Here is a 25,813-nt window from a genome sequence, read left to right as displayed (position 1 = left end):
CGTCAATTTACACGCCTAGATTATTACTATCTTGCTGATCGATAACTAATCGCAAAACTGATAAGCTCAAAATTATTAAAAATAGCACCAAGCCAATAGTACAAGCATAGCTAATTTCTAAATTACTAAATGCTTGTTCATACAAATAATAAACAATTGTCTTAGAACTATTGAGTGGTCCACCTCCAGTCATAATATAAACTTCTTCAAAAACCTTCGTAGCCGAAATTGAAGAAATTACCGCAACTAAAGCTAAATAAGGCTGCATTAAAGGTATAGTAATATCCCAATGTTTACGAATACCATCAGAACCATCTATTGCAGCAGCTTCATAAACATCAATAGGAATTGATTGTAATCCAGCTAAATAAATCACCATGTAATAGCCTAAACCTTTCCAAATAGTTACAGCCATCACACTGGCCAGAGAAATTGGTATAATTCCTAATATTTTTGCGGGGCTAGTTAACCAGGGAATTCCTTCAGGAAATATCCCTAAAGTTTGGAAAAATTGATTTAGTAACCCATTTTCTGCATACAACCATTTCCAAGCTATCCCAGCGACTACCATTGAAATTACAACTGGGGTGTAATATGCAGTTCTAAACCAATTCATTCCCCGCAATTTTTGATTTACCAAAATCGCCAACATTAAAGGAGCAATTACTAAAATTGGGACAACGCCAACAAGATAGAGAAATGTGTTTTCTAAGGTTTTCCAAAAAACCACATCTTTCCACAAACGTAAGAAATTAGCAAAACCGATCCATTTAGGTGCTTCGCCAATATCTTCGTAGCTTGTAAAACTGAGGTAAAATGCCTGCATTGCTGGATAAAAGACGGTTAACCCTAAGATAACTAAGGCGGGTAGTAAAAATAAATAAGGCGTTAATCGTTGTTGAATACAAATCCAATTTTTGGGTGTTAATTGATTCATATATAGCGTTTCCTAATCACATGAGGTACATTATAGCCCTCTCCTCGCAAGCGGGGAGGGGGTTGGGGGTGGGGTGATTGTATCTTACTCAACCGATAAACGCTATATATTATTCTCAATGAATAGTTCAAACAATAACTGTCATGACAACTGAAAATAATCTCTCAATTGAACATCAAAATGTACCTGTCGCTCACCAAGGACTGCATAACTTTTTGTATAGTTCTGAGGATGAACACATTGCCACTGAAGTGAGTATAACTCCACAGGTGGCAAATGATGGGACGGAAATTATTCCTCTAGAGGCTTGGCGAGCAGTTGCCACTAATGCCAAGATTGCAGGTGTGTATGCAGTATTGGATTCTGAACTTTGTACACAGTACATTGGTTATTCTCGCAATGTGTTGCTTTCGCTGAACGGCCATGTTACTCAAAATGGCGCTCAAAAATGTGCTTTTGTCCGCGTGCAACCTTTCAAATTTCCCAAGCGTCAAGAAATGGAAGATTTACGCGATGCTTGGATAGCAGAACTGGAGACTGTTCCCAGCGGTAATGCCGGTGAGGGGGGAATGTGGGCGAGTACGGTGGGCGAAGTTGCTAAAGCTGTGATGTCAGACACTGAACGCCAAGCTTATGAGGAGAAAAAGCTAAAGTTGCGAAAAGCAATGGCGGATACAACCCTTTTGAAAGAAGCAGAAAGGGTGGATACAAGTATAATTGCAGTGAAGAATGATGATTGGAGTGCAGTTATTGATGCACAGACTCAGGAAACTAAGTTTGAATAAGCTGCCAATTTGTAGGGTGCGTTAGGCTTGTGGTAACGCACCAATAATCAACAAAATGATGCCGTACTTTCTTGGTTAAGACTAACTACCGCTATTATTTTTCAAATTGGGATGATTGCAATTTTGAATGCATCGAGGTAGTATCTACTTTCAATGTATCCACCAAACACACCCCCAAAACTGGAAAATAGCTTCCCCATTTAACTTAGTAGTACTAGAGAATTGTTGAATTGTTAGTACTGCAGTACTAACAATTCATCCGCAAACTCCTGTTGCAGAGTTTCTAAATCTTCCTTCTTAACCACATCATCTGTATTTAAAGCTCTTTTCCCAAATAGGATTTTAGAGCAGCACGCACAATCACCAATTTAATTGGTAAGTATGCTCTAGCTTTATCTTAAAAAAGTAATATAAGATACAATTCTAATTAGAATTATTTAGATATGAAGACCGATTTACCAGTTATATTGGTAAATATAATGATAATCTTGGTATGGTAAAAGTATACCGAGTGCCAATTTCATGAATAAAAATTACTCTAATAGCAGTTTAACAGTAAAAAGAAGACGGATTTTAGTATTAATTATGACAGCGTTAGCCACTTTGCTACTCGCAATTGGCTTACCAAGCTTGACACCTTCTGCTGTAGTAGCACAGTCAAATACCAACTTACTTATTTCAGCTGCTGCCAGTTTAAAAGAGGTACTGGAAGAAATTAAGCCCCTTTACCAACAAAGTAAAGCAAACGTCAATATTAGTTATAATTTTGGTTCTTCTGGTGCATTGCAGCAGCAAATTGAGCAAGGTGCGCCGGTGGATATATTTATCTCTGCGGCCAAAAAGCAAATGGACTCTTTAGAACAAAAAGGATATTTGCTTCCCGCTACTCGTAATATCATTGCGAAAAACCGCCTAGTTTTAGTTGTACCTAAAAATGTTTTTGGTGTCTCTAGTTTTTACAACCTTAGAGATGAAAAAATCAAAAAAATTGCGATTGGTGAACCTCGAAGCGTACCCGCTGGGCAATATGCTCAACAAGTATTAGAAAAGTTAAAAATTTGGAACCAGGTAAAACAAAAACTAGTTTTTGCTAATAATGTGCGTCAAGTTTTAGCATCTGTAGAAAGTGGTAATGCTGATGCTGGCTTAGTTTATAAAACTGATGCCAAAATCTCCAATAAGGTTAAAGTTGTAGTTGCAGCCGATGAAAAATATCACTCGCCAATTATTTATCCATTAGCAGTCGTCAAACGCAGTAAAAATGTTAATGCTGCTAAGGAATTTGCTCAATTTTTATTTAGTGATGAAGCAAAAATCGTATTAAAAAAATACGGTTTTATTCTACCTTAATAATTTTCTACTTAGACTACATCTATAAAGATGCCAACAATGTAGAGACGTTTTATATAGCGGCAGCTTTCCGAAGAGTAACGTCTCTACAATTACTCAAATCTAAACTACTTATAATTATGCTTCTGGTTCTACGGTTTCGTGATTGCTGATTTTGACTTTTTCCAAAATGCCAGACATCCAAGGTAAAGCGATAAAAATCGCTGCTAAAACTAATAAAAATACAGAAATTCCAAAAATTTGGTCACGAGGAATTTCGAGAACTCCGCGTAAAATCACTTCTCGTAAAGCAGAAACCATAGTAATTTCTATCGCTGCACCTACAGATATACTTCGTTCTTGGAGATAATCAAGTAATAAGCGAAATAACTCTACAAGAATCAAAATAAATAAGATATCAGATGTTACTTGTCGTAAATTCAATGGGTGCAAAAAGGATAAAAACATATCTGCTAGTCTGATTAGCATCACACAAAATAAACCCACACAGAGAGAGATAACAATAATATCTTGAAAAAATTCTAAATTTTGGACAATTCTATCCCTCTTGAACCAACTATTTACTTCTAAAATTATCCGCTTTGGCATGGTATTTACAATAAATATAGATTTATCTATTGTTAATCAAGGAAAATAGAAATTATAAAAATGTCTTATTTATCAAATATATTTAATAATATAAAACACCTGTTAACTTCTATAATACTGCTTGATAACTGCTAGTATTTTATCAACCAAAATCTAACATAAAGGTAATCAAAATAACCTTTTGTCATATTTAGTTTGTGATTGAAGTTAATGAATATATATTAGCCATTTAACTATCATCTATAGGCTGGTATTTCACGCACACTGATTTCCCAAAGTGTACCTTTATTAATAGATGGACATAAACGAATAATTGCCCTTTGAGAAAACAGGTTTAACTTTTTAGCAACATCGGGAATAGCGTTGATAATATGCCAATAAATTTCTCTATCAGGGCAAACAATAATTAAAATTAATCCACAGGAGTTAGTCTTGATGCACCATTGACAATTTGATAACAATACTTGGATAATGCGACCACAATTTGCATAAAAATATTTGCCAATAACTTCGTCTAAATTTTCAAGTAACATCTCATCAAGATATGTCAGTTGAGAGGGTGGTAAATCATCTGGAGAAAGAGAATGTTTATTCATGGCTGTGGAAATAGATGTTGAAGTATAAATTCACCTTAATAGCACAAATAACGCTATTAACAAAAATGCAGAAGATAAAAGGGAATGAGAAACGAGTGAGAAATTTTCCATCCCCTAACAACCAACCAATACAAAGACGAAACAAGAGACTAAACTATATACGCAAAGTTATGGCTAACGCTGCGCTATCAGATTTTGAATTTTCTAATTTCATATAGCCGTGGACAGGGTGGTTAGAACATCAATTGATAATGAAACTCCCACTAAAAGAGGGTTTTCGTCCTGACTCCTGAACCGATAGTGCAGCGTGGCGTAAGCCATAGGTCTGCGAAGCGTCTCCTGACTCCTGCTATACATCAATTCAGCAATACCGAAAAATTTAAACTGTTGCTACAACTTCTCCAATTGTGCTGATGTCATAGCCGCCGAGAATTTGTAATTGGGAGTGAACTAGAGGATGTCCCAAGGTGCTAAGTAATTGCTGTACTGGTGATTCTTCCAGATATTTTTTGAGAATTACTAAGTCGTAACGCGATCGCCTGAGAGGGATAAATCCTAACCCAAAAGCCGCTGCTACAGATGCGGTACTGATACCTGCATCAGCAAATCCAGAAGCGATCGCTTGAGCAATATCTTGATGACTGGTAATAATCCGATCAAAGCCTTGGAGTGCATGGAATGGAACTTGTTCCTTTTCTAATGTTTGTTCTAAAAGCAACCGACTTCCAGAACCTACTTCTCGGTTCACAATGGTTGCTCCCATTGCCACTAAATCGCTTAAAGTGCTGATGCCCTTGGGATTACCCGATTGCACCATCAGTCCCTCTTCCCAAACTCCTAAAGTAATGAGAACGGCTTCCCTTCCAGCCACAGCATCCCGAACAAAGGGAGTATTATATTCTCCCGTTTTTGAATCATATAGGTGCATTCCGGCAATGTGCGCTTCACCTCTGCATAGATTTTGCAATGCAGCCATACTATTAGCGAAGTTATATTTTACTCGCAGTTGGGGATGCCAGCGTTCGGTAGCTCTAGCCCACAGAGAAATCACAGGGGAACATCCAGCGATGACGACGGTGTTATAAAGAAAGTCCATATTATCGTCGAGGAGTCGGACAAGCAGTTTATTTGTGTTACTCTCTCTGTGAGCCTCACCGTCAGCGGGAATCATATCTTGGCGAAAGGCATCTTTGCCAATCAAAGGATAAGCTATCCATTGACCTCCTACCCGCGCTAGACTAACTCTTACGTGTGCATCATCGGTAACAGGTTTGGCAAGAACGGCTTCAATTTCCGGTAAATCTCGCTCTAGCCAGAATAGATGCTCAACTTGACAGCCCAATGCTTTAGCCAGACGTAGTGTAATCTCAACCGAGGGCGCATATTGTCCCGACTCTACACCGCTAATAGTTTGACGAGTTACACCAGCTAGGTTTGCCAAGTCTTGTTGACTCATGGCTAAACGGGTTCTGATTGACTTCAAGTTATTACGGAGACTACTATCCTGCTTCATTGGCTTTATCTGTTGGTTTCTCAAAGCCGTAGCGGATTTAGGGAATCCCAAACAATAAACTATCCAATCTTGTGGTATAATGGCTCTAGCCTGTCTGGGTTCAAGGGCAGGCAAAATGCATACCCCACAAGAATTAACTGAATATTTTTTATTTGGAAGTCTCTTAACTAAAATCTGCCAAGGCAAAAGCACGGTGAATATATATCATTTCTGTTGGGATGATTTTTGTGCTTTCGCTCTCTTGATTCCCCATAAACAAACAATATCACAACATTTAGCTAATTTGCTTGCGACTCGCAAAATATTTTGCAAAAAAGTAAATTTTTATTGGTTGGTAATAGCTGTAATACTTATAAATAAAAGCTTTTCAGGATTTTAAACAGGCTGAAAATTCATATATTTACCAATTAATTTGGTAAACAGTAGTAAAAAATACAGTTTTCTCCAGAAAATTCGGTTTTGATGATTTCTATAACGCACCGTTAACAATGAAGAGTTTTCAGGTGCAGTAGAAAAGATTTTCAACAATTAATGGTTTGTGGAACTGAAAAAGTTCTTTATCCTGGTTGCACTATTATGCATCAGTTATGGAGAGAATTATGATTACTGAAGAAAAATTAGCGGATAACTTTAACACCATTATCGAAGAAATGCACCCGCGAGTATGGGAATTATTACAGCATTGTTATGTGAAAGTAATCACTTCTTGCTTTATGAATTCTTGTGTTTCTCCTGTGCAGTATATTGGGATTTACTGTCCTGATGAAATTTTTGCATCTATAGTAGCTGAGAAAAATTTACTCAGAGAAGTAGCAAAATATTTAGGACTAGCTGAAGTTGTTTGTTTAAATGCTACCAAATTACTGCGTGATCCCTTATCAAGGCTGAAAACAGATTATCCTCAATTGTGGTTAGAACTTATTTGGATTACTACAGAAGCACAAGAACATAGTTCTTAAATCTATTGGCAATATAGCGGTATGCACTTGAATAAGATACATCATAGTCCCCTCATCGCTTGTGGGGAGGGGGGTGGGGTTCTTATATTTCACTCAATCGAGAACCGCTATAACCACAAAACTTGGTGTAGTTTTGTATCTTACTTGCTAAAGAAAATATGTGGAAAATTGAGGTGCAGGACATACGAATTATATAAACATTCGTATGGGAGTGAACGGTTGTCACTTTGGAATATCTTAACATCTGACGTAACTCACTAATTAATCATGCGGAATTATTTAGATTACGTCAGTCTATTGTTCCTTTGAGAAAAGACGAAATCCTATGACTAAACCATATCTATCTCCAGATGATTTGCCTTCTTATAAAACTACCCAAATCAGTGAATTATTGCTCAGTCAACTGGAAGAAGTCACTAAAAAGCGATTTTTCCTAGCTTGTAATAGTGTGGTACGCATTTTATTATCTAGTTGCCATTGGTATTTCAAAGTCAATAGCGGTATTTTGATGTTAATCATGGTTTGTCATAATATTGAAAGTTACCAGAATATCATGACTACCGTTCCTTACTTAGCCGCAACGTTAAAACGGTTTGCTAACAAAGCCAAAATTAGTATTAGTTCACCAGTTAATAACGGTATACCTTGGATAATGATCATAGATGAGACATTATCGGAAGATGATTTGCCTAGTACATGAAAAGAGATTAACTAAATACTCACATTCACAATAGTATTATCTCTATGTACTTGTTTACAGCAGTTTTCATGTATTTAGACCACTTATTTACAGAAATTAAAACTTCTGCTGTGTGGTTCATTTACCTGAAAATTGCTGTAAATTTACTGTCAGTGATGTTATAATTATGTTTGTGTTTGTGTTTGAATAAACAAAAAATTATGGTAATTGATATTTTGGGTTTCTGAATACAGCTTTAGCGGCTAAGAGAAATATTTTCAAGTAGAGTAACGTAAATAATTCAAGGTTTGTAGTCAGGGCTTCGTCCGTACTTTAAAGTCTAAAGTTCTCACTACAAAACAAGTTCAAAAAATTTACCTTACTTAATATAGTTTAATTTCTTTCGCCTACTTAACTTAGATCCAAAAATCAGTTTATAAACAAGTACAAACGAATTGATAAAATGAAACATCAAAAACAACAAAAAGTTGATCGATTAGTCACAACAACTTTATTGATAATAGCAGGAATATTCACCTCTACAAATTCAAGAGTATTAGCACAACTAAAACCAGATAATACACTAGGTTCAGAAAATTCAGTTGTTAATAAAGTTAACGAATTCAAAGACCTGATTAATGGTGGTGCTGCTAGAGGTACAAATTTATTTCACAGCTTTGAAAAATTCAATGTTGGTGAAAATAGAAGTGTGTATTTTGCTAATCCTGTAAATATTGAAAATATATTAACTCGTGTCACTGGTGGTAACGTTTCCAATATATTTGGAAAGTTAGGAGTAGAAGGAACAGCAAATTTATTTTTAATCAATCCCAACGGGATTATCTTTGGACAAAATGCCAGTTTAGATATTCGCGGTTCATTTACTGCGACAACTGTGGATGGTATTAAGTTGGGTGAAAATGGTTTATTTAGTGCGACTGCACCAGCAACAAGTAATTTATTGACAATTCAACCAAGTGCGTTATTTAGTAATGCTTTGAGAAATCAACAAGGGTCAATTAAGAATGAAGGTAATTTGACAACAGGTAAAGATTTAACATTTTTGGGCGGAAATATTAACAGCACAGGAATTTTATCTGCACCTCATGGTTACATAAAACTAACAGCGATAACAGGAGATGTACAAATTCAGGAGTTAACTGCACAGTCCGCTATAGTAACAGCTAATCAAAATCTTAACTATGGAAAGATTGCAATTGTGGCTGATGAAAATACAGCAGTTTCTTCAGTTCATCCCAGTTTATCATTAACAGCAGGAAACCTGATTACAGGTACAGGAAATATTACGACTACAGCACCGGAATTGTTAGTAAATTTGCAAGCCAAAGACAATATTAATATTAAAGATATTAGTACCAAAGGTGGAGATATTAATATCACCAGTGAGGGTGGAGATATTATTACAGGGAAGCTAGATACTACTCCTGATGTTACTTCTACAACCACCACAATAGATATTGATCACGGTGGGACGTTTACAATTAATCCTGATGAATTCATATACGCTGGCTATTTTACCTTTAATAGTAATCTTACCGACCCCATAACAGAAGTTAAAGTGAGACTTTCAGCTAGTAATGTTCTCAGTAATTCAGAGGTTACTTTATCCTCACCCAGAGGATTTATATATTTGATTGATTCAACGGGAAATAATCTAGCCAATTTTCAAGATACCCTACTCGCTGATAGTGCTTCTACTCCCATTTCATCAGGTTCTACTCCCTTTAATGGGACATTCCAACCTAGTGAGCCATTGACTCACCTGAATCGGCTCAACCCCAACGGCACTTGGTATTTAAGTATATTTAACGATGAAGATAATAACCAGGCTAATACTACAACAACTGTGTATAAAGCCGGAGACACAGCCCCTTGGGGAATAGCAACTGGTACACAGTTAATCATCACAACCTCTGGCAGTCTTGGTGCTGGAGGAAATGTTAACCTCAAGGCTGGAGGTAAAATTTCCACAAGTGACATCAATTCATCTAGTAGCGTTAATGCTGGATTGATCACTCTAAATGCTATCCATGATATTACTACGAACAATATCAACTCCTCTTCAAATTCAAATTCAGACAAAGCAGGAAATGGCGGTGCGATTTCTCTCACTGCTGATGGTAATATTACTACACAAAATCTAAACTCCTCCTCAGAGTCATTTTTATTTGGCGGAAAAGGAAATGGTGGTGCAATTTTCCTTTTTGCTGGCGGTAACAGGAAACGTAAATATCACCAGTCCAGGTACTGTCACCTTCAATAATAGTAAAATTGCCAGTAACACAAACAGTACAGGAGATGCGGGTAATATTCAAATTGATGCCAAAAAATTAACCCTCACAGATGCTTCAGAAATCTCCGCTTCCACCACAGCAAAAGGAAAAGCTGGAGATATCACCCTCAATACTCCCACTTTAACAGTAGCCAATGGCGCTGAAATCTTCGCCACAACCACAGGCAAAGGTGATGGCGGTACAATTATCATCAATGCAGAGAAAGCTGTTAATCTCGGTATCGGTGTTCAAGATTCTTCTCCTATCCTCTCTGTCGAAACCAGTGGTGCAGGAAAAGCCGGAAACATCATTGTTAATACTCATAAGAAGGAAAAAAATATTAACAATCAGGTAATTCAGCAAGCACAAGGATGGATAATTTCTGCTGATGGTCGAGTTATTTTGACAGCAGATGCTCCAAAAGTTACACCGCAAAGTTCAAGTATAACTCATCCTAATTGTCATATTTAGGAATTGCTGAAACTCTATTTACTACTTAACGCTTACGCGAATAATGTTGAATTTTGGATTGTTAAACATCCATCTCCGCTAATTCTAACCAGCGTTCTGTCGCTACATCAATCGCTTTTTTTAGTGTTTCTACCTGTTCATAAAGCTTTTGCACTTGAGTATAATTTCCAGGAGAAACAGTTACTAGTGCTTTTTCTGCGGCTGTCTTTTCATCTTCTAATTGGGAAATTTTACCTTCTAACTGTTCAAATTCTCGCTTTTCCCAATTAGTTAATCTCCCCCGCTTTTTAGTTTCAGTTTCTGAAGATGTAGCTTTTTTTTCAGTGCTGTTTTTGGATTTATCTTTAGTATTAGCAGTGTCTTGTTGTGCTGCTTCTTCAGCTTTTTTGTAATCTAAATAAACTGAATAGTTACCGGGATATTGCTTTAAATTTCCACCGTCTTCAAGAGAAAATACAGTGTCTATAGTACGGTCTAAAAAGTAGCGGTCATGGGAAACTGCAATTACACATCCAGAAAAATCTTCTAAATAATCTTCTAGTACTGCTAATGTTTGCACATCTAAATCATTAGTTGGTTCATCTAAAATCAAAACATTAGGCGCACTAATAAGTAAGCGTAACAGAAATAACCGCCGTTTCTCCCCCCCAGAAAGTTTATTAATTGGCGCATATTGCTGACTTCCAGGAAACAAAAACCGCTCTAACATTTGGGAAGCAGTAATTTTCGTACCGTCAGCGATTTGAATAAATTCACCTTCTTCTTTGATGTAATCAATTACCCGTTGATTTTCATTTATCTCTGTGAGTAATTCTTCAGAATGTTGGTCAAAATAAGCAATGTGAATTGTACTACCAATTTCCACAGTTCCAGAATCAGGCTGAATCCTTCCGGTGATAATATTCATTAAAGTAGATTTACCAGCACCATTAGCACCGATAATCCCAATACGGTCTTCTGGACTAAATTCATAGGTAAAATTCTTAATCAAAATTCGGTCATCGTAAGATTTACTAATGTTATTGAGTTCAATAACTTTTTTACCAATCCGACGACTAACTGTAGAAATATCAACTTTACCTTGAGCTTGTTTAAACTCGGTATCACGCAATGCATGAGCGCGATCAATTCTGGCTTTTTGTTTTGTACTTCTCGCTTTTGGCCCGCGTTTGAGCCATTCTAATTCGCGCCGTAATACACCTTGATGTTTCCGTTGACTGCTGATAGCAGATTCTTCAGCTAAAGCTTTCTTTTCTAGATAATAGGAATAGTTACCTGTATAAGTGTAAATATCACCTCTATCAATTTCAATGATTTTGTTAGTAACTTTATCTAGAAAATAACGGTCGTGGGTAATTAAGAAAAGCGCGCCACGATAGCGACTTAAATAAGTTTGTAACCATTCTACCGACAGTGCATCAAGATGGTTTGTGGGTTCATCCATCAGCAATACATCTGGTTCTGCTAATAACGCGGTTGCTAGTGCAATGCGCTTGCGATAACCTCCAGATAAAGTACCAACCTTGACATCAAAGTCAGCAATTCCTAATTTAGTGAGAATGATTTTGGCATTGGTTTCTAGTTCCCATGCACCAGTTTCATCCATTTTTTGCATTACCGCAGAAAGACGAGACATGAGTAGATTATCTTCGGGATAATGAGCTAATTTATCAGAAAGTTCTTCATACTCCCGTACCCAAGCCATATGTTCACCACTGTCAGCAAATATTTGCTCTAAAACTGTGCGGTTTTCATCTACATCTGGCTGTTGGGGTAAGTAGATAATTTTAGAACCGGAGTTAACTAAAATTTGACCACTATCAATTGATTCTAGCCCAGCAATCATTTTTAATAATGTTGATTTACCAGAACCGTTAGTACCAATTAATCCCACTTTATCAGAGATATCAAGGCTAAAATTAGCATCTTTTAAGATTTCTTTAATTCCAAAATCTTTCTTAACTGACTGTAATGTAATAATGCTCATAAAAAAAATTGGGATTTTAAGTAATTAGTTGTTAGTTATTGGGTGGGCATTGCCCACTATGTGAAGCATTTGATTGATGATCAATGCTATACAAATAAATCAATCGGTAAATGTCCATACATCTCGTTGATTCCTGCTTCTTCATAAGATTGACAAGAAACTAATACTCCCCGATGATGCCCAAAATAGGAGTCAAGATAGCACAGTCCATTTTTACCATTTAATTTGATATAAACTGGTCCATCAGGTGTTTGCAAATCACTTGGTGCTTCATAATGAAAAGCATGAGAATAAGTTTTCATAGCCAAAATTCCTTCCTCTGCTGTATCAGCACAAATTCCTAAAATTTGGTAATCTGAAAGGCTGGCCATGAAAATTAATGCCTGACGAGTTAAAACTTTTTCCGAAGGTTTGAGAACAGGGGCAATATCTAGACAGTTAAATTTGTTGAGGATTTTTTTGGCTTCTTCAACTGTGAGATTATGATCTTTAGGAGTAGGCATATGTTCGTCTATGATGTTGCTGGTGTTGATGTGGTTTTGAAGATGGGATTTGCCCACCTTACTAGTATTTGTAACCCAAATCAAGATTGATTTGATAACTTTCCTAAGTTGAAAATGAAGGGAATGCTACCTTGGGAACCTTCACCCATAACTAGTACATTTGGCATTTGTGCGCCTCCACTCTTCCAAGCTTCAATTGCTTCTTTTTGCAAAACCAATTGTCCTCCTTGAGCTTTGAGAGTTTCTGCTAAGAGTCTTTGAGCTTCGGCTCTACCTTTGGCGCGATTAATATCAGCCTGGGCTTCTTGTTCAGCTTCTCGTGCTATATAGACGGCTCTTTGCGCTCGCTGTTCCGCAATTTGTTTTTCTTCAACTGCTCTGGCAAATTCTGGAGAAAAAGCCAAATCTACTACACTTGTATCTAAGACAATTATTCCATATTTCTCTAAGCGATTGCCTAAGGCAGTATCAAAATCTTCTTTTAATTCACTTCTTTTCGTAATTGCTTCTTCTACTGTTCTTCTCGCTGCTGCGATTTTAAATGCCTCTTGTGTTTGGGGAGCAATAATTTTAGAAACGATATTTTCTAAAGTACCTTGTTTCCTTCTTACCTGCACTACTTGGCTAGGATCAAGCCGAAAGTTAATAGCAAATCTTGCTGATAAATTTTGCAAGTCTTTGGTAGAACTTTCCGCTGGAACTTCAAATTTTTGTACCGTCAAATCATACACATCTATCACGGAAATAAATGGTGGTTTGATGTGAATACCTTCTAACAATGCCCCATCTGTAGCTTTACCTAAAATGCTGATTACTCCCGCTTGTCCTGGGGTAATAATTACAAAAGAATTGAGTCCGAAAAGTACTAATGTTGCTAATACAATTCCGGCAACGGTAGTTTGCCAATTCCCTAGTTGTTTCGTGTTCAACTTTTTATCTCCTGGTTAGTTTTGAGTCCTGATTTTTGAGTAAGATAATACATTTGACTTAAATACCTTGAGAGTTGGCGGCGTTAAACTCAGTTTTTACAGCCACGCTCCCAAGTTATTGTACCTAGCTACTTACTCAAGACTGATAAACTTGATTGTGTGATAATATTTATCTGCAAGCAATTGTAGACATATGTGGCTATAAGATTCAACTATAGCTGGGAATCCAGAAGGCGTAGACATTCCGTACATCTTCTCCAACGGCAAAAGTTATCTGGTGGACAAAGACAACGGATTGCCATTGCTCGCGCAGGGTTAAAAGATCCGCCAATTTTAATTTTAGACGAAGCGACCTCAGCAGTGCATAATGAGACAGAAGGCTCTATTCAGCGTTCTCTAGAACGGATTACCGTCAATCGGACTACAATAGCCATTGCTCATCGTCTTTCTACTATCCGCAATGCTGATTGCATTTATGTCATGGAACACGGATAATTAGTAGAGTCAGGAACCCATGAACAACTTTTAGAGAAAGATGGCATTTATACAAGTCTCTGGCTTGTACAATCAGGTTTGAGATAGAAGAATCTCACCCCCAACCCCTCTTGGCAAGCAAAGAGGGGAGAATTTAAAATTAGAAATTACGAATTACGAATTACGAATTACGAATTACCTATGATGTTTGGTACTACTCAACCGGAAACAGAAGATAACAAATGGCGGCGACAATTGGATAGATTTGTCAAAGCAAATCAGCAAGAATTAGCAGCTTTATTTTGGGGACTGCGATTAGAAAATGGTGACAGTCAAGGTACCATTGGTATTGATTTACAACCACAACCGCATTTTGTTTATTGTCCCCAAGCTGAAGTGGAAAAACTCAATGATAGGGTTGAAAATCGGCTGCAAGAACTTTTAGGAATTATTGAGAATAATAAACCAGAAACTGAAGTTGTGATGATTGGGATTGGGAAAGGGGAAATTAAGTTAATTCAATTTGCACCTGAACCCAAACCGGCCGTTTGTTTTGAGCAAGTTGGTAAGGATGTGGATGGGTTATTAGAATTGTTGGAGGAGAGGATGATTAAGCAGATTGTTTTTTAACGCAGAGGTACGCTGAGGTTAGCGCGGAGGTTCGCTGAGGATTGATGAGAGTTATTCAACTTCTTTAATTTTGGTTTTCCGTTCCAGAATCTCCTTCAGCACTAAAGTTACTACTGCTAAAAGTGCCAAAATTACAGCCGCAGAAAAAGCAGCTTCAGATTCATACTGTTTATAAGCGTCTTCAACAAATAATGGCAGGCTTTGAGTTGTGCTGGCAATGTTACCAGATACGACGGAAACTGCTCCAAATTCACCCATTGCTCTGGCATTGGTTAAAATTAAGCCATAGAGTAAGCCCCAACGGATACTGGGTAAGGTGACACGCCAAAATGTCTGCCAATCATTTGCACCTAAGGTTCTAGCTGCTTCTTCTTGATCTTTGCCATATTCTTCGAGGATGGGAATTACTTCTCTGGCCACAAAGGGCATACTTACAAAAGCGGTAGCTAGTACCATGCCGGGAAATGCAAAGATAATCTGGATATCATGCGCCTGAAGCCAAGGGCCAAACCAGCCCTGTCTTCCATAAAGTAGCACAATCATTAAGCCAGCTACGACTGGGGAAATAGAAAAGGGGAGGTCTATTATACTGAGAACTATAGCGCGTCCTGGAAATTTATGGCGAGCGATCGCCCAAGCCGCACATAAACCAAATACTGTATTTACAGGCAAGGAAATTAAAGCCAGTAACAAAGTTAGCCAAGCTGCATGGAGAAAGTCAGGTTTGGTGAGGTTAGATAGAAATGGGGTGAATCCTGTTTTGAACGCTGCAAAAAAAAGGTTGATAGTTGGGATATATTGGACTAGGAATAAATAAGCGATCGCGATCGCAATCAAAACACCTGGAACCCAACTTTGCTGTTTAGTACTATTCCTCTTATCTGTTGTCATATCTTCTCGCCCAAGCTTGTAAGAAATTAATTGCCAGTAACATTACCAAAGAAATTAATAGTAAAACCACACCAATGACAGTTGCACCAGAATAGTCATACTGTTCTAAGCGCTGGAAAATTAGCACAGGTGCTATCAAATCTTGAAACGATGTATTGGAAGAAATAATTACCGTTGAACCATACTCCCCGACTGCACGGGAAAAACCCAAAGCGACACCAGTCAAAATTGTGGGAAATAACGGCGGTAAAATTACTTTCCAGAAAGTTTGCCATTGAGTCGCACCCAGACACCAAGCCGCTTCTTCAATTTCCTGTTCCATTTCCTGAAGCACAGGTTGCACAGTTCGCACAATAAAAGGCAGAGATATAAATATCATTGCTACCCCAACTCCCAACCGGGTAAAAGATACCTTAATTCCCAGTGGTGCTAACAGTGAACCAATCCAACCATTATCGCTGTAAACAGTTGCTAAAGTTAAACCCGCAACGGATGTTGGTAAAGCAAAAGGTAAATCTACCGTGGCATCAATTATCCGTTTGCAAGGAAAATCATAACGTACTAATACCCAAGCAATCAAAGTTCCAAAAACGCCATTGAGTAGCGCCGCAAACAGTGAAGTTACAAAAGTGACGTTGTAAGTGGACAATGCTAACTCACTGGTAGCGATTTCCCAAAACTTAGCGGGAGGTTCCGTACTGGCTTTGAGGAACATCGCCGTTATGGGAACAAACAACATCACAAATAGGTATCCGATGGTAATTCGCCAAGTCCAAGGAAGGTGAATCACATTATCTAAGAATACCTTCCAAACAGAAGGCTTAATGTTAGCTTGCACAGGAGAAGATGCAGTCATAATTCAAAATTTAGTCAATAGTTATTTTTCACCAATTACCGCTTCTTTGTGGCTTGAATTTTGTCAAAAACTGTGCCGTCAGCAAAAAACTTATTCTGAACTGCATCCCAACCACCGAAGTCCTGAACTGTACCCAAAGTTTTTACTGGAGGATATTTATCGGCAAATTCCTTAGTTTTAGCTACTGTCTCATCTACAGGACGAAATCCCACCTTCGCAAACTCCTGTTGTGCTTCTGGGGTAAATAGGAATTTGACGAAACCTTCTGCTACTTCACGATTACCGTGTTTATCAACATTCTTGTCCACTATAGCAATAGGATTATCAATGGAAATATTCACATCAGGGATAATCGCAGTCACTTTTTCACCCTTTTGTTCTGCCAACACAATTTCATTTTCATAGTTTATCAGAGCATCACCCTGACCTTGTTTGAAAAATGCATCTGTAGCTTCACGGGCATCTTTTGTCAAAATTGGAACATTGTTGTAAACTTTAGTCACAAATTCAGTGGCTTTGGCTTCATCTCCACCAGTTTTAATTACTGAGTTCCACAGTGCGAGAAAATTCCAACGCGCAACTCCTGAAGTTTTGGGATCAGCGGTAATCACTTTAACATCATCTTTTGCTAAATCTGCCCAACTTTTGATACCTTTCGGGTTGCCTTCACGAGTGACTAAAGCTGCTACAGACTTAGAAACAATAGCATTGTTGGGACTTTCTTTTTCCCATCCTGGCTGAATTAATCCCGCTTTTTCAATTTTTGACGTATCCCCAGCTAGTGCTAAGTGAACAACATCTGCTTCTAAACCATCAATGACAGCGCGAGTTTGGGAACCGGAACCACCATAACTTTGTTTAAAGATGACAGTTTGGTTATGTTCTTTTTGCCATTTTTCCACAAATTTAGGAATAATGGCTTGGTGAGCAGCTTTGGTGACAGCAAAGGAGACAAGAGTTAGTTCTACATTCTGCTTCTTTTCGGCTGTAGCAGTTCCAGTGGTAGTAGTAGTGTTATTCCCACCAGAGCAAGAGGTAAGTGCTACACTCAGAATTCCCCCGACTAAAAACAGTGCTACAAAGCCTTTGAGCGAATTTAGCCTTAACCTAAGTTGCGATTGTTGCCCGAAGCGCTGCCATAAATTCATTTTTTCTCCTCCTGTTAAACTACAGTTAGTTGATAGAAATAAAGTATATATACTTTATGGTAATACGCGATCGCAGGTATCTGGTGATGAAATATATGTAAAACCTCACATTAGCGATAGGGAATATGGAGATTCTAGCAGTTTCACAAAAAAATACAATACCATGAATTAGCTAGTATCAATTTATGGTTATAATTATTTAGTTAAATTATACAGTTAATGCTAGTTATCAAGTATTTATTTATACTTAATCTCCGGTATAAATCTCACAATAGATTCCAGATTTTATTTCCCCAATTCCTAGCAATACATCATTTATAAATAATTAGCGTATCTAAAACAGCCAACTTATTTTAGTAATAAAAAATACATACAATATCCGATTGAGAAATAGTTGTTTTTAGGTGTAAAAACTATTGATTTTCCATGTCGCATCTGATACGCTCTTTTTTTAGACATTAGATACGGTAATTCGATCAAAAAACAGTTGATTTTATTCATCCTCATCCAAGGCCATCCCATGACATATAATTTCTCAAAAACTGCCAAATTCCTGGAAACAACATCCCAAAATTACTCGACTTTACACTGTGGGAAATCTTGGTGGTTGGGATGCTGTCCAGAGGAAGTTCTTTGATGATGGTGCTATCTTTGACAAAATCCAAGGTGGACGGCGTTAAATCTATCTACTATAGAACTGAGTCCATACAGTTCAGTTAAGAATAATTGTAGCGACTGTCTTGATTGTCAAGCGATCGCTACACAATTTAATATTTTTGGCTCTAACAGCCAGCGTATTGTGGAACTAAGAAAAGACGGTAAAATTCTTACTACAGGAGCAATGTGTGAACACATATCTATGAATTCAGTGTTTATACGGCTTTGGTTAATAATACTATTCTGTATGCTATTATTTGTATAGATTTTAATATACATTATTACTAGATTTGCTTTTTTTATCTTTTATTGGTGCGTCTGGCTAATGCCACCCAAGCTAGAGCTAAAGTAGTGTGCGCTTAAAAAATCCATACACCGCTATTTTCTCTTGCTTATCAATTAACTACCAATTTACCTTATGTGTTTGGTGAGTGTATCATTGAGAGTAATAGATGATTAACCGCATCAACACTGAAATAACTTAGTTTTAAACAAAATTTAATTTCGCTAATACTTGATTTGATTAACGAAATGATACAAAAAAATATGTAGTAAGTAAGTAAAAAGTCATGAACTTGGATACATTATTGCAAGAATTCAAAAAATGTAGTCTATTGCAATACAATGGACAGCTAAGTATTCAGGATGTACAGGGAAACAAATGGGCTTTCTATTATCAACTAGGTCAGATAGTTTGGGCAACAGGAGGAGTTCATCCTCGTAGACGTTGGCTGAGAAATATGACTTTAATTTGTCCAGAAATTGATATTGATAAAATTGAGCTACGGGATGAGAATATCTTAATTGAGTATTGGGATTATTTACTGCTAGAAAACTCATATCATACAGGTCAGATCAACCAGCAACAATTTAATGATTTTGTTATCAATACTATCGGGGAAATTTTATTTGATTTAGCTCAACAGGTAAATATTGCTGACTTAAGTTGCGAAATCAACCAAGACACAATTTTAAAAGCACTGATGATTTCCACCAGTACAAATATGTTTATCAAGGAAATGCAAGATTCCTGGTATGACTGGTCACAAGCTGGTTTAAGAAGGATTTCTCCTAATTTATCACCAGTTATACGCAAGCCGGAAAAACTGAGACAGCAAGTAAGTAAAAGTTTCTACAAAAACTTTGAGAGATTGATAAATGGTCAATATACTCTATGGGACTTATCTGCCAAAATGAAGCAAAGTGTGTTAGCTGTGACTAATTCATTGCGACCGTTTATTGATAAAGGAAGTGTTGAACTTATAGAAATACCTGATTTGCCATCATCAATAATAAAAATCAAAAAAAGTGGTAATTATCAACAACTAAATCATAAAAATTCTCCTCTGATTGCCTGTGTTGATGATTGTCTTCAAGTTTGTAAAATATTAGAGAGTATTATTACATCTAACGGGATGAGATTTATTGGCATTCAAGATCCGTTACAAGCTCTACCGATGCTAATTCAAAATCGTCCAGACCTGATATTTTTAGATTTGATCATGCCAGTTATTAGTGGTTACCAAATGTGCGAACAATTACGACGCTGTTCTTATTTTGCCCATACACCAATTATCATATTAACAGGTAGTGAAGGTGTTTTTGATAGATTCAGGGCTAAGGTATTTGGGGCTAATGGTTTTATTAACAAACCTATATATAATGACGACTTAACGCAGATATTACATCAGTATTTACAGACTAAACCATCAGATATAAATATACCTGAGTTGGTATTATATGATTAAGATATAGCAGATTGCAGATCAATGAGGTACAGAATCAAAATTGAAACCTAGACAGCAAGCCAGTAGAGACGTTTCGGCGAAACGCCTCTACTGACTCCTGAATTCTGCTGTATTCTCCTGAACGAATTACTTAAATTTGAGTGGTAAACCGTCCTGAAATATTAATAGTTCTCCTGGTTGGATTGGTGTCCAAACTTCGTTATCAGTAAGGGGTGTAGTGGCAATGATAGCAACGCGATCGCGCTTTGTTGTCAATTCACTAAAATCGACAGTCATATCTTCATCAATTAAGTGAGCAGCTGCAAAAGGCGCTTGTCGGATAATGTAGCAGAGTTTGGTTGAGCAATGAGTAAAGAAATGTTCTCCATCTGATAGTAGATAGTTAAAAACGCCTATCGATGCTATTTGTACCGTAATTTTACGCAGTATTTGATAAAGTTCTTCTAAAGGAGGTTGTCCTTGAGGAAAATTTTCTCGTAAAGTGTTGAGTATCAAGCAAAATGCTTGTTCGCTATCTGTGTCACCTACAGGTTGAAAAATACCGTTACTTTCAACTTGAAAATCTGGCAAGTTACCATTATGGGCAAATACCCAATATCTTCCCCACAGTTCCCGACGGAAAGGATGACAGTTTTCTAGGATGACTTCACCTTGGGTAGCTTTGCGGATATGGGCAATCACATGGGTAGAGTGGATGGGATAGCGCCTTACTAACTCTGCTAGAGGAGAATCTATAGAGGGTTTGGCATCGAGAAAAATCCGGCATCCTTTACCTTCAAAAAAAGCAATGCCCCAACCATCACTATGTTCATCGGTTTTGCCTCCTCGTGCAGAAAACCCTTCAAAGGAAAAGCAAATATCCGTTGGCACATTGCAGTTCATTCCCAGCAGTTGGCACATTAGTGTTGCAGTTCTGATGTTTAAATTAATAACTGTGGACAAAGATACTTCAGAATAACTGATCTATGTTGATGCGATCGCTTTACTTTAAATATTTCACACTTAGCAATTATAAGGCAGGGAGCAGGGGAAAAGAGTTTTATCCCAATTCTATAGCCATCCTATTGGAGTTGAGAACTTATCGGTGAGTCAAGGGAACTCTCCGCGTCCCCGTGTCCCCGCGTCTCCGCATCCTCTTCGGTGAATCTCTGGCTGAAGTAGGTTGGCTCTAGAAGAGAAAAATAGCAAATAATAGATATATGGACAAACGCCATTTTTTGCAAATTAGTGCCGTTCTAGTGGGTACGGCCTTTTTTTCACGTTATATCAATTGGAGTTCAGAAAGTATGGCATCTCAGACTGAGTTTGCAGTGACGAAATCAGAAACCGAGTGGAAATCGATTTTAACGCCGGAACAGTTTCACGTGTTGCGGAAACATGGGACAGAACGCCCTCACACTAGCCCCCTGGACAAAAATTACGCTCCAGGTACTTATGTTTGTGCTGGATGTGGACAAGCTTTGTTTACCTCAGAAGGCAAGTTTGACAGTGGTACTGGCTGGCCGAGCTTTTTTAAACCGATTGAGGGTGCGATCGCGACCACTACGGATCGCTCATTTTTCATGACTAGAGTTGAAGTACATTGCAGTAATTGTGGTGGACATTTAGGCCACGTGTTCAATGATGGACCTAAACCAACAGGTCTGCGTTACTGTATGAACGGTGTATCATTGCAGTTTACACCTGCGTAAATTACTAATACGCCTCAACTTTTAAACTTTTAAATTTTAACAAGGGGGTTAAACTCCTTGTTTTATTTTATTATAGGGAGGAAATTGTCATGGAAACCGTGTCTAGTATTGAAACTTGTAGTTGTTTCTGATGAGGTTTTAATGAAATTGTTGAACCAAAAACGATAAGTAAGGATTAGATAATGCAAGTTCTCAAAAGAGCCATCAAACCAGAAAGTTATATATCGTTCCTCCACATCTACCAAACTACTTGGGGGACTGCTGGTGATATTTGTTTAGTTCGTGAATCTGTGGCTAAAACTAGTACATCAAAGTTCGTAGGCCGCAGAATTCAACTAGCTCTCCCCAAAGGAATGGAACGTGATTACATGGTGGGTGTTCCGGTGATAAAAGTTGCAGGTCATGTAGGTGATGGACATCCTAAAGATCAGAACTCGGAATGGGAGGCTTATGATGGTGTAGATCCAGAAATAGCAACTACTGTTTTGAAAATTTGGGGCTTTAAGTTAATTGAATTGTAAATGTTTCTAGTTTAACCTATTGCATATTCTGTGAATGTTCGCATAAAAGGGGAATGAAACCCGATGACAATGTTTTATTTTGGGAATACCGAGTTGAACTAATTCTTCAGCAATATCAACTTATTTTCCATTCCATTAAATCCAATTTTTTTTCATTTTTAATGTCGAGGTGCAGAGAACAGCTATATACTCGACATTGATTTTCCCAGCCAATCATATCATGTCCGGTTAAAGATTTATCATTAGGGAACCGCGCTTTTACACAGGGACGCTCTTACGCGGAGAGTTTTTTTGATCAGCAATTAGCCGGACTTGATATAATATGGACAATCTGATCATGATCCCTTTGTGTATGGAAGATTGTCTCTACTTTAATTTCTCTATAAGCAGGTTTATAACTGGGGTACTTCGTCAGGATTTGCTGAATATATTGGCGATAATCTTCTAACTTTGTCATAGAACATAAGTAGGTGGGCGTTAAAAATTGTCGTTGGGGTAAGGGAACAGGGAACAGGAAGAGAGTTTTGAGCGATTTTACTTTTCTTCACATACCTTTAAATTTTTCTATTCACCTACTTATTGTTATGAGATAAAGTTATTTCAATTATAGGAATCTTGATAAGGTAATTTTATTAAATACCCCTGAAAGTTGTGATGTTGCTCAAATTGGAATTTTTCATAAATTTCGATTTTAACTTTTTCTTCCAGATATTCTTTTTGTTGGATTTGATTACCCAAATCTGTTAACCAGGGTTGCGGATTTTGTAGGAAATCATTCATTAGTTCTTGATTTTCTGAAAAAGACTGGATACTAATATGAAATATACCTGTCAATTCTTCTTTCTCGCTCCCATTGCTGGGTGAATACTGAACTAGTTTACCAAGTTTAGACTTATCAAGGATTAAAATTCTTTGATTACCAGTATAGTCATACACAGTAAAGATTGGAATATCAAAATTTTCGATTTTATAGCATCCCTGAAAACCTTTCAATTCTATTTTTGGACAATCATTTTGCTGCTTGGATTTGAAGTTGGCTCTATTTGGAAGAAGACTATTCATATCCAAATTTATAGTTAGGATAATTATATTATCTAGATTTTCTTTAAATACATCAATTGCTGCGTCAAACTGACTGATATCAATCTCTTGGCACAAATTTTCTATTTCTTCTATAATTCTTAAATTTTCCCATATTGCTAAGTCTCTACCATAGGTAATACCCATATCAGAATATCGCAAATACCATTCTTCAAAAAAAGCAGCTTTTTCTGAAATCTCTATTATACCAAATGGGTTAATTCCAATTTCTAAACCTGCATGAATTCTATCTTCACACAATCCATGATAACTGAGAATATTTCTAATTATTGTTGATTTATTAAAGCTCTCAGTAAAATTTCTTTTAAATTCAGCGACTTTCTTAGAACTGATATTTTTAGTTCTTAGTAAACTTTTTATCCGTTCTTCAGCTTTTGGTTTCAAAGTCTGTAAAAATGGAATTAATACAGATTCAATATTATTAATGTTCAGTCCAAGTATTCTTAAATTTTCAGTATCTTCTTTGAGTTTATTAGCAAGTTTAATAAAGCTATCTACTGAGTAAATTATATTATTTAATTCGCGGGAATCCAAAGTGTCTGATAATCTAAATTGATTAATTATTTCTGTCCGATTATTTTTTTGAAATTCTCTAAGCGATAGCAGCAAAAAATATTGTTTATAGTAGAGTTCACTTCCGTGACGATCTTCCCAAAAAAGGCAAAAATCTCTTTGAATACGATTTATTTCAAAATAAAAGTTGATTAAGTTTCCAATCGAAGTAGGAAGAATATCATGCCCTACCCAAGTTGCTTCCGAATCATGTGGTTGCTTGAAATTCCATAGATATTTAATATAGTCATATCTTTGTTTAAAAATACAATATGCTCCAGCACCAAAAATAATATCTATAAGGTTATTAAACTTGAAATTAGAAGTAATATCCTCTCGAAGTTTATCTTCTTTTTGTTGAGCTTCCTCTTTTTGAACGTCATTAAAGCAAGGTTGTAATAATTCTACTACTTCATTAACAATTTTTAGACAGCTAATTAGCTGATCTCTTGTACGAATATGTTGAATTTGCTGCTTTAAATTATTTATTTTACTCCTTATGTGATATGTTTCATCTATTTCTTTGTATTTTTGATAATTGCACCCTCTAACAAATGATATATAATTATCAATATTTTCATAACTTGAATCGTGTAGTGTTATAGAGTTTATTAAATTAGATACCAAACTTTTAAATAGGGAAGTTTTATTATTAGATATAATATCTTGAATTCCGTAAAAAAAGTATCTATCAAATAAATCCAAATATGAAAGATCAAATAAATCATTAAATACTATAGTAATGTACCAGCTTATTGAAACCAGATGTGCTGAACCGCTTTGATTTTGATTAGTATTTCTTCTGAGTTCAGCAAGATTTTTAAGCAATTGTTCTACAAGCAAATTATTATTAGGAATCTGGGATATATCTCTAAGTAACGAAATAATATCAGCAGTTACAAACCACTCAATTTCAGCATTGTTTACTTCTAAAGCTGCTTCGCGTATTCTCAAAAGTTGATTTACTGCTGCTGTAAATGAAACAAGATGTTTTTTAGTATCTAATTTCAATAGTAGTTGAGCATTAGTTCGATCCTGATCATATATATCAAAGAAATCTTGAGATAAAAGTAATCGCTCAAATTCTTCAGGTCTACTTTTTTGTATCTCCAGAAATTGTCCGATTTTCTCTCTAATTCTATTTAGTCCTGTTTTGATGTTTTCTTCTCCTTTCTTATTCTTTGTTTCAAATACTAAAATATCACCAATAGCTTCCAGAGCTTCAACAAATTGTTTTTGTTTTAATTTCAAACCTTCATTATCTACTTTCTTATTTTGGGTTTGGGGAGTAAGTAATTCTCCCATATCATTGAAAAGCTCATCTAATAAAAAATTAGTATCGGTGATATAACGTCGAAGGGTAGCAAAAAATTTATAGAGTATATAAATCGTAAATATAAAAATGATAAAAGTAATCCAGGCAAGAATTTTTCCATACCCAGAAATTGAATCAGCCGGAATGAAAAATTTTAGGATAATAGCAGCTACTATATCTATAGTTAACAATATTGGCAGCAGCTTAATTTCCGACTCTTGGCTAAATTTCTTTGTAATAACTCCTGATTGATATCGCTCAGATATTCGAGAAATAATTTCCAAGCTGAGAGGTATAGCAATAGCGATTATTGCCGCTTGAAAAGCTACTATGTCTGAGAGAAAGCCAGTGTTAGGTGATATAGAAATTATCCAATTTAAACAAGATTCAATCCAGGAAAATATAGCTAAAATATTAATAATTGTTGGATATTTAAATAATCCCAAAAGTGATCCTAAACTCATCCCAATTAAAAAGTAGGCTCCATACAAAATGATTTTTTGGTTCGCTAAATTCCCCAGATTCCAAGCCTGAAAAACTTGCAGGTGTTTCAAAGTACTTGACCAATAGGTTTTGAGTTTTTTCACAATCATATGTATTCTCATCAACTGAAATTAGAAAGATGAAATAAAGCAGTT

23 protein-coding genes and 1 pseudogene are annotated in these 25,813 nt (G+C 36.6%); 11 read left to right on the top strand and 13 right to left on the bottom strand.

Going from position 1 to position 25,813, the window contains the following annotated elements; genetic code table 11:
- Nucleotides 1-7: 7 nt before the first annotated feature.
- Nucleotides 8-937: a sugar ABC transporter permease gene (locus A9Y75_RS15655; protein WP_071190464.1), complete on the bottom strand. Its 930-nt coding sequence runs from the start codon at nucleotides 935-937 to the stop codon at nucleotides 8-10.
- A 143-nt stretch (nucleotides 938-1,080) separates the two neighbouring features.
- Between A9Y75_RS15655 and A9Y75_RS15650 the strand changes: the two genes are divergently transcribed.
- Both A9Y75_RS15650 and modA read left to right on the top strand, forming a co-directional pair.
- Nucleotides 1,081-1,722: a GIY-YIG nuclease family protein gene (locus A9Y75_RS15650; RefSeq protein WP_071190463.1), complete on the top strand. Its 642-nt coding sequence runs from the start codon at nucleotides 1,081-1,083 to the stop codon at nucleotides 1,720-1,722.
- Nucleotides 1,723-2,244: 522 nt separating this feature from the next.
- On the top strand, nucleotides 2,245-3,072 hold the full coding sequence (gene modA / locus A9Y75_RS15645) for a molybdate ABC transporter substrate-binding protein (RefSeq protein ID WP_071190462.1): 828 nt from the start codon (nucleotides 2,245-2,247) through the stop codon (nucleotides 3,070-3,072).
- Nucleotides 3,073-3,189: 117 nt separating this feature from the next.
- Here modA and A9Y75_RS15640 read toward each other — a convergent pair whose 3' ends face one another.
- The 3 genes from A9Y75_RS15640 to A9Y75_RS15625 form a co-directional block, all read right to left on the bottom strand.
- Nucleotides 3,190-3,660, bottom strand: coding sequence for a phosphate-starvation-inducible PsiE family protein (locus A9Y75_RS15640; protein WP_071190461.1), 471 nt, complete (start codon nucleotides 3,658-3,660; stop codon nucleotides 3,190-3,192).
- A gap of 236 nt (nucleotides 3,661-3,896) precedes the next feature.
- Entirely contained in the window at nucleotides 3,897-4,256 is a 360-nt protein-coding gene (locus tag A9Y75_RS15635; protein ID WP_071190460.1) for a hypothetical protein, read from the bottom strand.
- 379 nt (nucleotides 4,257-4,635) lie between these two features.
- A complete protein-coding gene (locus tag A9Y75_RS15625; protein WP_071190588.1) occupies nucleotides 4,636-5,769 on the bottom strand; it encodes a substrate-binding domain-containing protein in 1,134 nt (377 codons plus the stop codon).
- A gap of 599 nt (nucleotides 5,770-6,368) precedes the next feature.
- On the opposite strand from A9Y75_RS15625, the gene A9Y75_RS15615 reads away from it, so the two are divergent.
- From A9Y75_RS15615 to A9Y75_RS15600, 4 genes are all read left to right on the top strand, one after another.
- Nucleotides 6,369-6,728: a hypothetical protein gene (locus A9Y75_RS15615; RefSeq protein ID WP_071190457.1), complete on the top strand. Its 360-nt coding sequence runs from the start codon at nucleotides 6,369-6,371 to the stop codon at nucleotides 6,726-6,728.
- Between the two features lie 325 nt (nucleotides 6,729-7,053).
- Nucleotides 7,054-7,428 (top strand): hypothetical protein, encoded by a 375-nt coding sequence (locus A9Y75_RS15610; RefSeq protein WP_071190456.1) that lies wholly within the window; start codon nucleotides 7,054-7,056, stop codon nucleotides 7,426-7,428.
- 442 nt (nucleotides 7,429-7,870) lie between these two features.
- On the top strand, nucleotides 7,871-9,691 hold the full coding sequence (locus tag A9Y75_RS15605) for a filamentous hemagglutinin N-terminal domain-containing protein (protein ID WP_071190455.1): 1,821 nt from the start codon (nucleotides 7,871-7,873) through the stop codon (nucleotides 9,689-9,691).
- On the top strand, nucleotides 9,633-10,172 hold the full coding sequence (locus A9Y75_RS15600; RefSeq protein ID WP_236721424.1) for a hypothetical protein: 540 nt from the start codon (nucleotides 9,633-9,635) through the stop codon (nucleotides 10,170-10,172). Before A9Y75_RS15605 ends, A9Y75_RS15600 begins: the two co-directional genes overlap by 59 nt.
- A 61-nt stretch (nucleotides 10,173-10,233) precedes the next feature.
- Here the strand turns inward: A9Y75_RS15600 and A9Y75_RS15595 are convergent, their stop codons facing one another.
- The 3 genes from A9Y75_RS15595 to A9Y75_RS15585 form a co-directional block, all read right to left on the bottom strand.
- Nucleotides 10,234-12,159 carry an ABC-F family ATP-binding cassette domain-containing protein gene (locus A9Y75_RS15595; protein ID WP_071190453.1) on the bottom strand — a complete coding sequence of 642 codons (1,926 nt, stop codon included), beginning with the start codon at nucleotides 12,157-12,159 and terminating at the stop codon, nucleotides 10,234-10,236.
- Between the two features lie 86 nt (nucleotides 12,160-12,245).
- Nucleotides 12,246-12,662 carry a DUF1824 family protein gene (locus tag A9Y75_RS15590; protein WP_071190452.1) on the bottom strand — a complete coding sequence of 139 codons (417 nt, stop codon included), beginning with the start codon at nucleotides 12,660-12,662 and terminating at the stop codon, nucleotides 12,246-12,248.
- Nucleotides 12,663-12,742: 80 nt separating this feature from the next.
- A complete protein-coding gene (locus A9Y75_RS15585) occupies nucleotides 12,743-13,591 on the bottom strand; it encodes a prohibitin family protein (RefSeq protein ID WP_071190451.1) in 849 nt (282 codons plus the stop codon).
- Nucleotides 13,592-13,855: 264 nt separating this feature from the next.
- Here A9Y75_RS15585 and A9Y75_RS15580 point away from each other — a divergent pair.
- Nucleotides 13,856-14,173 (top strand): annotated as a pseudogene (locus A9Y75_RS15580) (ATP-binding cassette domain-containing protein); the annotation flags it as partial.
- A 93-nt stretch (nucleotides 14,174-14,266) separates the two neighbouring features.
- Entirely contained in the window at nucleotides 14,267-14,695 is a 429-nt protein-coding gene (locus tag A9Y75_RS15575) for a hypothetical protein (RefSeq protein WP_071190449.1), read from the top strand.
- A gap of 51 nt (nucleotides 14,696-14,746) precedes the next feature.
- On the opposite strand, the gene cysW is transcribed toward A9Y75_RS15575, so the two are convergent.
- From cysW to A9Y75_RS15560, 3 genes are read right to left on the bottom strand one after another with little or no spacing between them, the layout of a single operon-like run.
- Entirely contained in the window at nucleotides 14,747-15,586 is an 840-nt protein-coding gene (cysW, locus tag A9Y75_RS15570; RefSeq protein WP_071190448.1) for a sulfate ABC transporter permease subunit CysW, read from the bottom strand.
- The gene (cysT, locus tag A9Y75_RS15565) at nucleotides 15,573-16,442 is read right to left on the bottom strand and encodes a sulfate ABC transporter permease subunit CysT (protein WP_071190447.1); all 870 of its coding nucleotides are present in this window, start codon (nucleotides 16,440-16,442) and stop codon (nucleotides 15,573-15,575) included. Before cysT ends, cysW begins: the two co-directional genes overlap by 14 nt.
- A 35-nt stretch (nucleotides 16,443-16,477) precedes the next feature.
- Nucleotides 16,478-17,590 carry a sulfate ABC transporter substrate-binding protein gene (locus A9Y75_RS15560; protein ID WP_071190446.1) on the bottom strand — a complete coding sequence of 371 codons (1,113 nt, stop codon included), beginning with the start codon at nucleotides 17,588-17,590 and terminating at the stop codon, nucleotides 16,478-16,480.
- 1,226 nt (nucleotides 17,591-18,816) lie between these two features.
- Here A9Y75_RS15560 and A9Y75_RS15555 point away from each other — a divergent pair.
- The gene (locus A9Y75_RS15555) at nucleotides 18,817-19,995 is read left to right on the top strand and encodes a response regulator (protein ID WP_071190445.1); all 1,179 of its coding nucleotides are present in this window, start codon (nucleotides 18,817-18,819) and stop codon (nucleotides 19,993-19,995) included.
- A 126-nt stretch (nucleotides 19,996-20,121) separates the two neighbouring features.
- Here A9Y75_RS15555 and A9Y75_RS15550 read toward each other — a convergent pair whose 3' ends face one another.
- On the bottom strand, nucleotides 20,122-20,895 hold the full coding sequence (locus A9Y75_RS15550) for a class II glutamine amidotransferase (protein WP_071190444.1): 774 nt from the start codon (nucleotides 20,893-20,895) through the stop codon (nucleotides 20,122-20,124).
- Nucleotides 20,896-21,194: 299 nt separating this feature from the next.
- Between A9Y75_RS15550 and msrB the strand changes: the two genes are divergently transcribed.
- Both msrB and A9Y75_RS15540 read left to right on the top strand, forming a co-directional pair.
- Complete coding sequence (gene msrB / locus A9Y75_RS15545; protein ID WP_071190443.1) at nucleotides 21,195-21,686, top strand: peptide-methionine (R)-S-oxide reductase MsrB; 492 nt, start codon at nucleotides 21,195-21,197, stop codon at nucleotides 21,684-21,686.
- A gap of 182 nt (nucleotides 21,687-21,868) precedes the next feature.
- Nucleotides 21,869-22,207 carry a hypothetical protein gene (locus tag A9Y75_RS15540; protein WP_071190442.1) on the top strand — a complete coding sequence of 113 codons (339 nt, stop codon included), beginning with the start codon at nucleotides 21,869-21,871 and terminating at the stop codon, nucleotides 22,205-22,207.
- 295 nt (nucleotides 22,208-22,502) lie between these two features.
- Here the strand turns inward: A9Y75_RS15540 and A9Y75_RS26610 are convergent, their stop codons facing one another.
- Together A9Y75_RS26610 and A9Y75_RS15535 are read right to left on the bottom strand one after the other, a co-directional pair.
- A complete protein-coding gene (locus tag A9Y75_RS26610) occupies nucleotides 22,503-22,664 on the bottom strand; it encodes an element excision factor XisI family protein (protein ID WP_083389627.1) in 162 nt (53 codons plus the stop codon).
- A 143-nt stretch (nucleotides 22,665-22,807) separates the two neighbouring features.
- Nucleotides 22,808-25,762: a hypothetical protein gene (locus A9Y75_RS15535; RefSeq protein ID WP_177176204.1), complete on the bottom strand. Its 2,955-nt coding sequence runs from the start codon at nucleotides 25,760-25,762 to the stop codon at nucleotides 22,808-22,810.
- Nucleotides 25,763-25,813: the final 51 nt, after the last annotated feature.

It is taken from the genome of Trichormus sp. NMC-1 (assembly GCF_001858025.1).
Classification (GTDB): domain Bacteria; phylum Cyanobacteriota; class Cyanobacteriia; order Cyanobacteriales; family Nostocaceae; genus Anabaena.
This window is presented reverse-complemented; position numbering and strand designations above follow the sequence as displayed.

Coding starts and splice junctions, on each gene's coding strand:
- A9Y75_RS15655 (WP_071190464.1), bottom strand. CDS start 937: ATGAATCAATTAACACCCAAAAATTGGATTTGTATTCAACAACGATTA.
- A9Y75_RS15650 (WP_071190463.1), top strand. CDS start 1,081: ATGACAACTGAAAATAATCTCTCAATTGAACATCAAAATGTACCTGTC.
- modA (WP_071190462.1), top strand. CDS start 2,245: ATGAATAAAAATTACTCTAATAGCAGTTTAACAGTAAAAAGAAGACGG.
- A9Y75_RS15640 (WP_071190461.1), bottom strand. CDS start 3,660: ATGCCAAAGCGGATAATTTTAGAAGTAAATAGTTGGTTCAAGAGGGAT.
- A9Y75_RS15635 (WP_071190460.1), bottom strand. CDS start 4,256: ATGAATAAACATTCTCTTTCTCCAGATGATTTACCACCCTCTCAACTG.
- A9Y75_RS15625 (WP_071190588.1), bottom strand. CDS start 5,769: ATGAAGCAGGATAGTAGTCTCCGTAATAACTTGAAGTCAATCAGAACC.
- A9Y75_RS15615 (WP_071190457.1), top strand. CDS start 6,369: ATGATTACTGAAGAAAAATTAGCGGATAACTTTAACACCATTATCGAA.
- A9Y75_RS15610 (WP_071190456.1), top strand. CDS start 7,054: ATGACTAAACCATATCTATCTCCAGATGATTTGCCTTCTTATAAAACT.
- A9Y75_RS15605 (WP_071190455.1), top strand. CDS start 7,871: ATGAAACATCAAAAACAACAAAAAGTTGATCGATTAGTCACAACAACT.
- A9Y75_RS15595 (WP_071190453.1), bottom strand. CDS start 12,159: ATGAGCATTATTACATTACAGTCAGTTAAGAAAGATTTTGGAATTAAA.
- A9Y75_RS15590 (WP_071190452.1), bottom strand. CDS start 12,662: ATGCCTACTCCTAAAGATCATAATCTCACAGTTGAAGAAGCCAAAAAA.
- A9Y75_RS15575 (WP_071190449.1), top strand. CDS start 14,267: ATGATGTTTGGTACTACTCAACCGGAAACAGAAGATAACAAATGGCGG.
- cysW (WP_071190448.1), bottom strand. CDS start 15,586: ATGACAACAGATAAGAGGAATAGTACTAAACAGCAAAGTTGGGTTCCA.
- cysT (WP_071190447.1), bottom strand. CDS start 16,442: ATGACTGCATCTTCTCCTGTGCAAGCTAACATTAAGCCTTCTGTTTGG.
- A9Y75_RS15560 (WP_071190446.1), bottom strand. CDS start 17,590: ATGAATTTATGGCAGCGCTTCGGGCAACAATCGCAACTTAGGTTAAGG.
- A9Y75_RS15555 (WP_071190445.1), top strand. CDS start 18,817: ATGAACTTGGATACATTATTGCAAGAATTCAAAAAATGTAGTCTATTG.
- A9Y75_RS15550 (WP_071190444.1), bottom strand. CDS start 20,895: ATGTGCCAACTGCTGGGAATGAACTGCAATGTGCCAACGGATATTTGC.
- msrB (WP_071190443.1), top strand. CDS start 21,195: ATGGACAAACGCCATTTTTTGCAAATTAGTGCCGTTCTAGTGGGTACG.
- A9Y75_RS15540 (WP_071190442.1), top strand. CDS start 21,869: ATGCAAGTTCTCAAAAGAGCCATCAAACCAGAAAGTTATATATCGTTC.
- A9Y75_RS26610 (WP_083389627.1), bottom strand. CDS start 22,664: ATGACAAAGTTAGAAGATTATCGCCAATATATTCAGCAAATCCTGACG.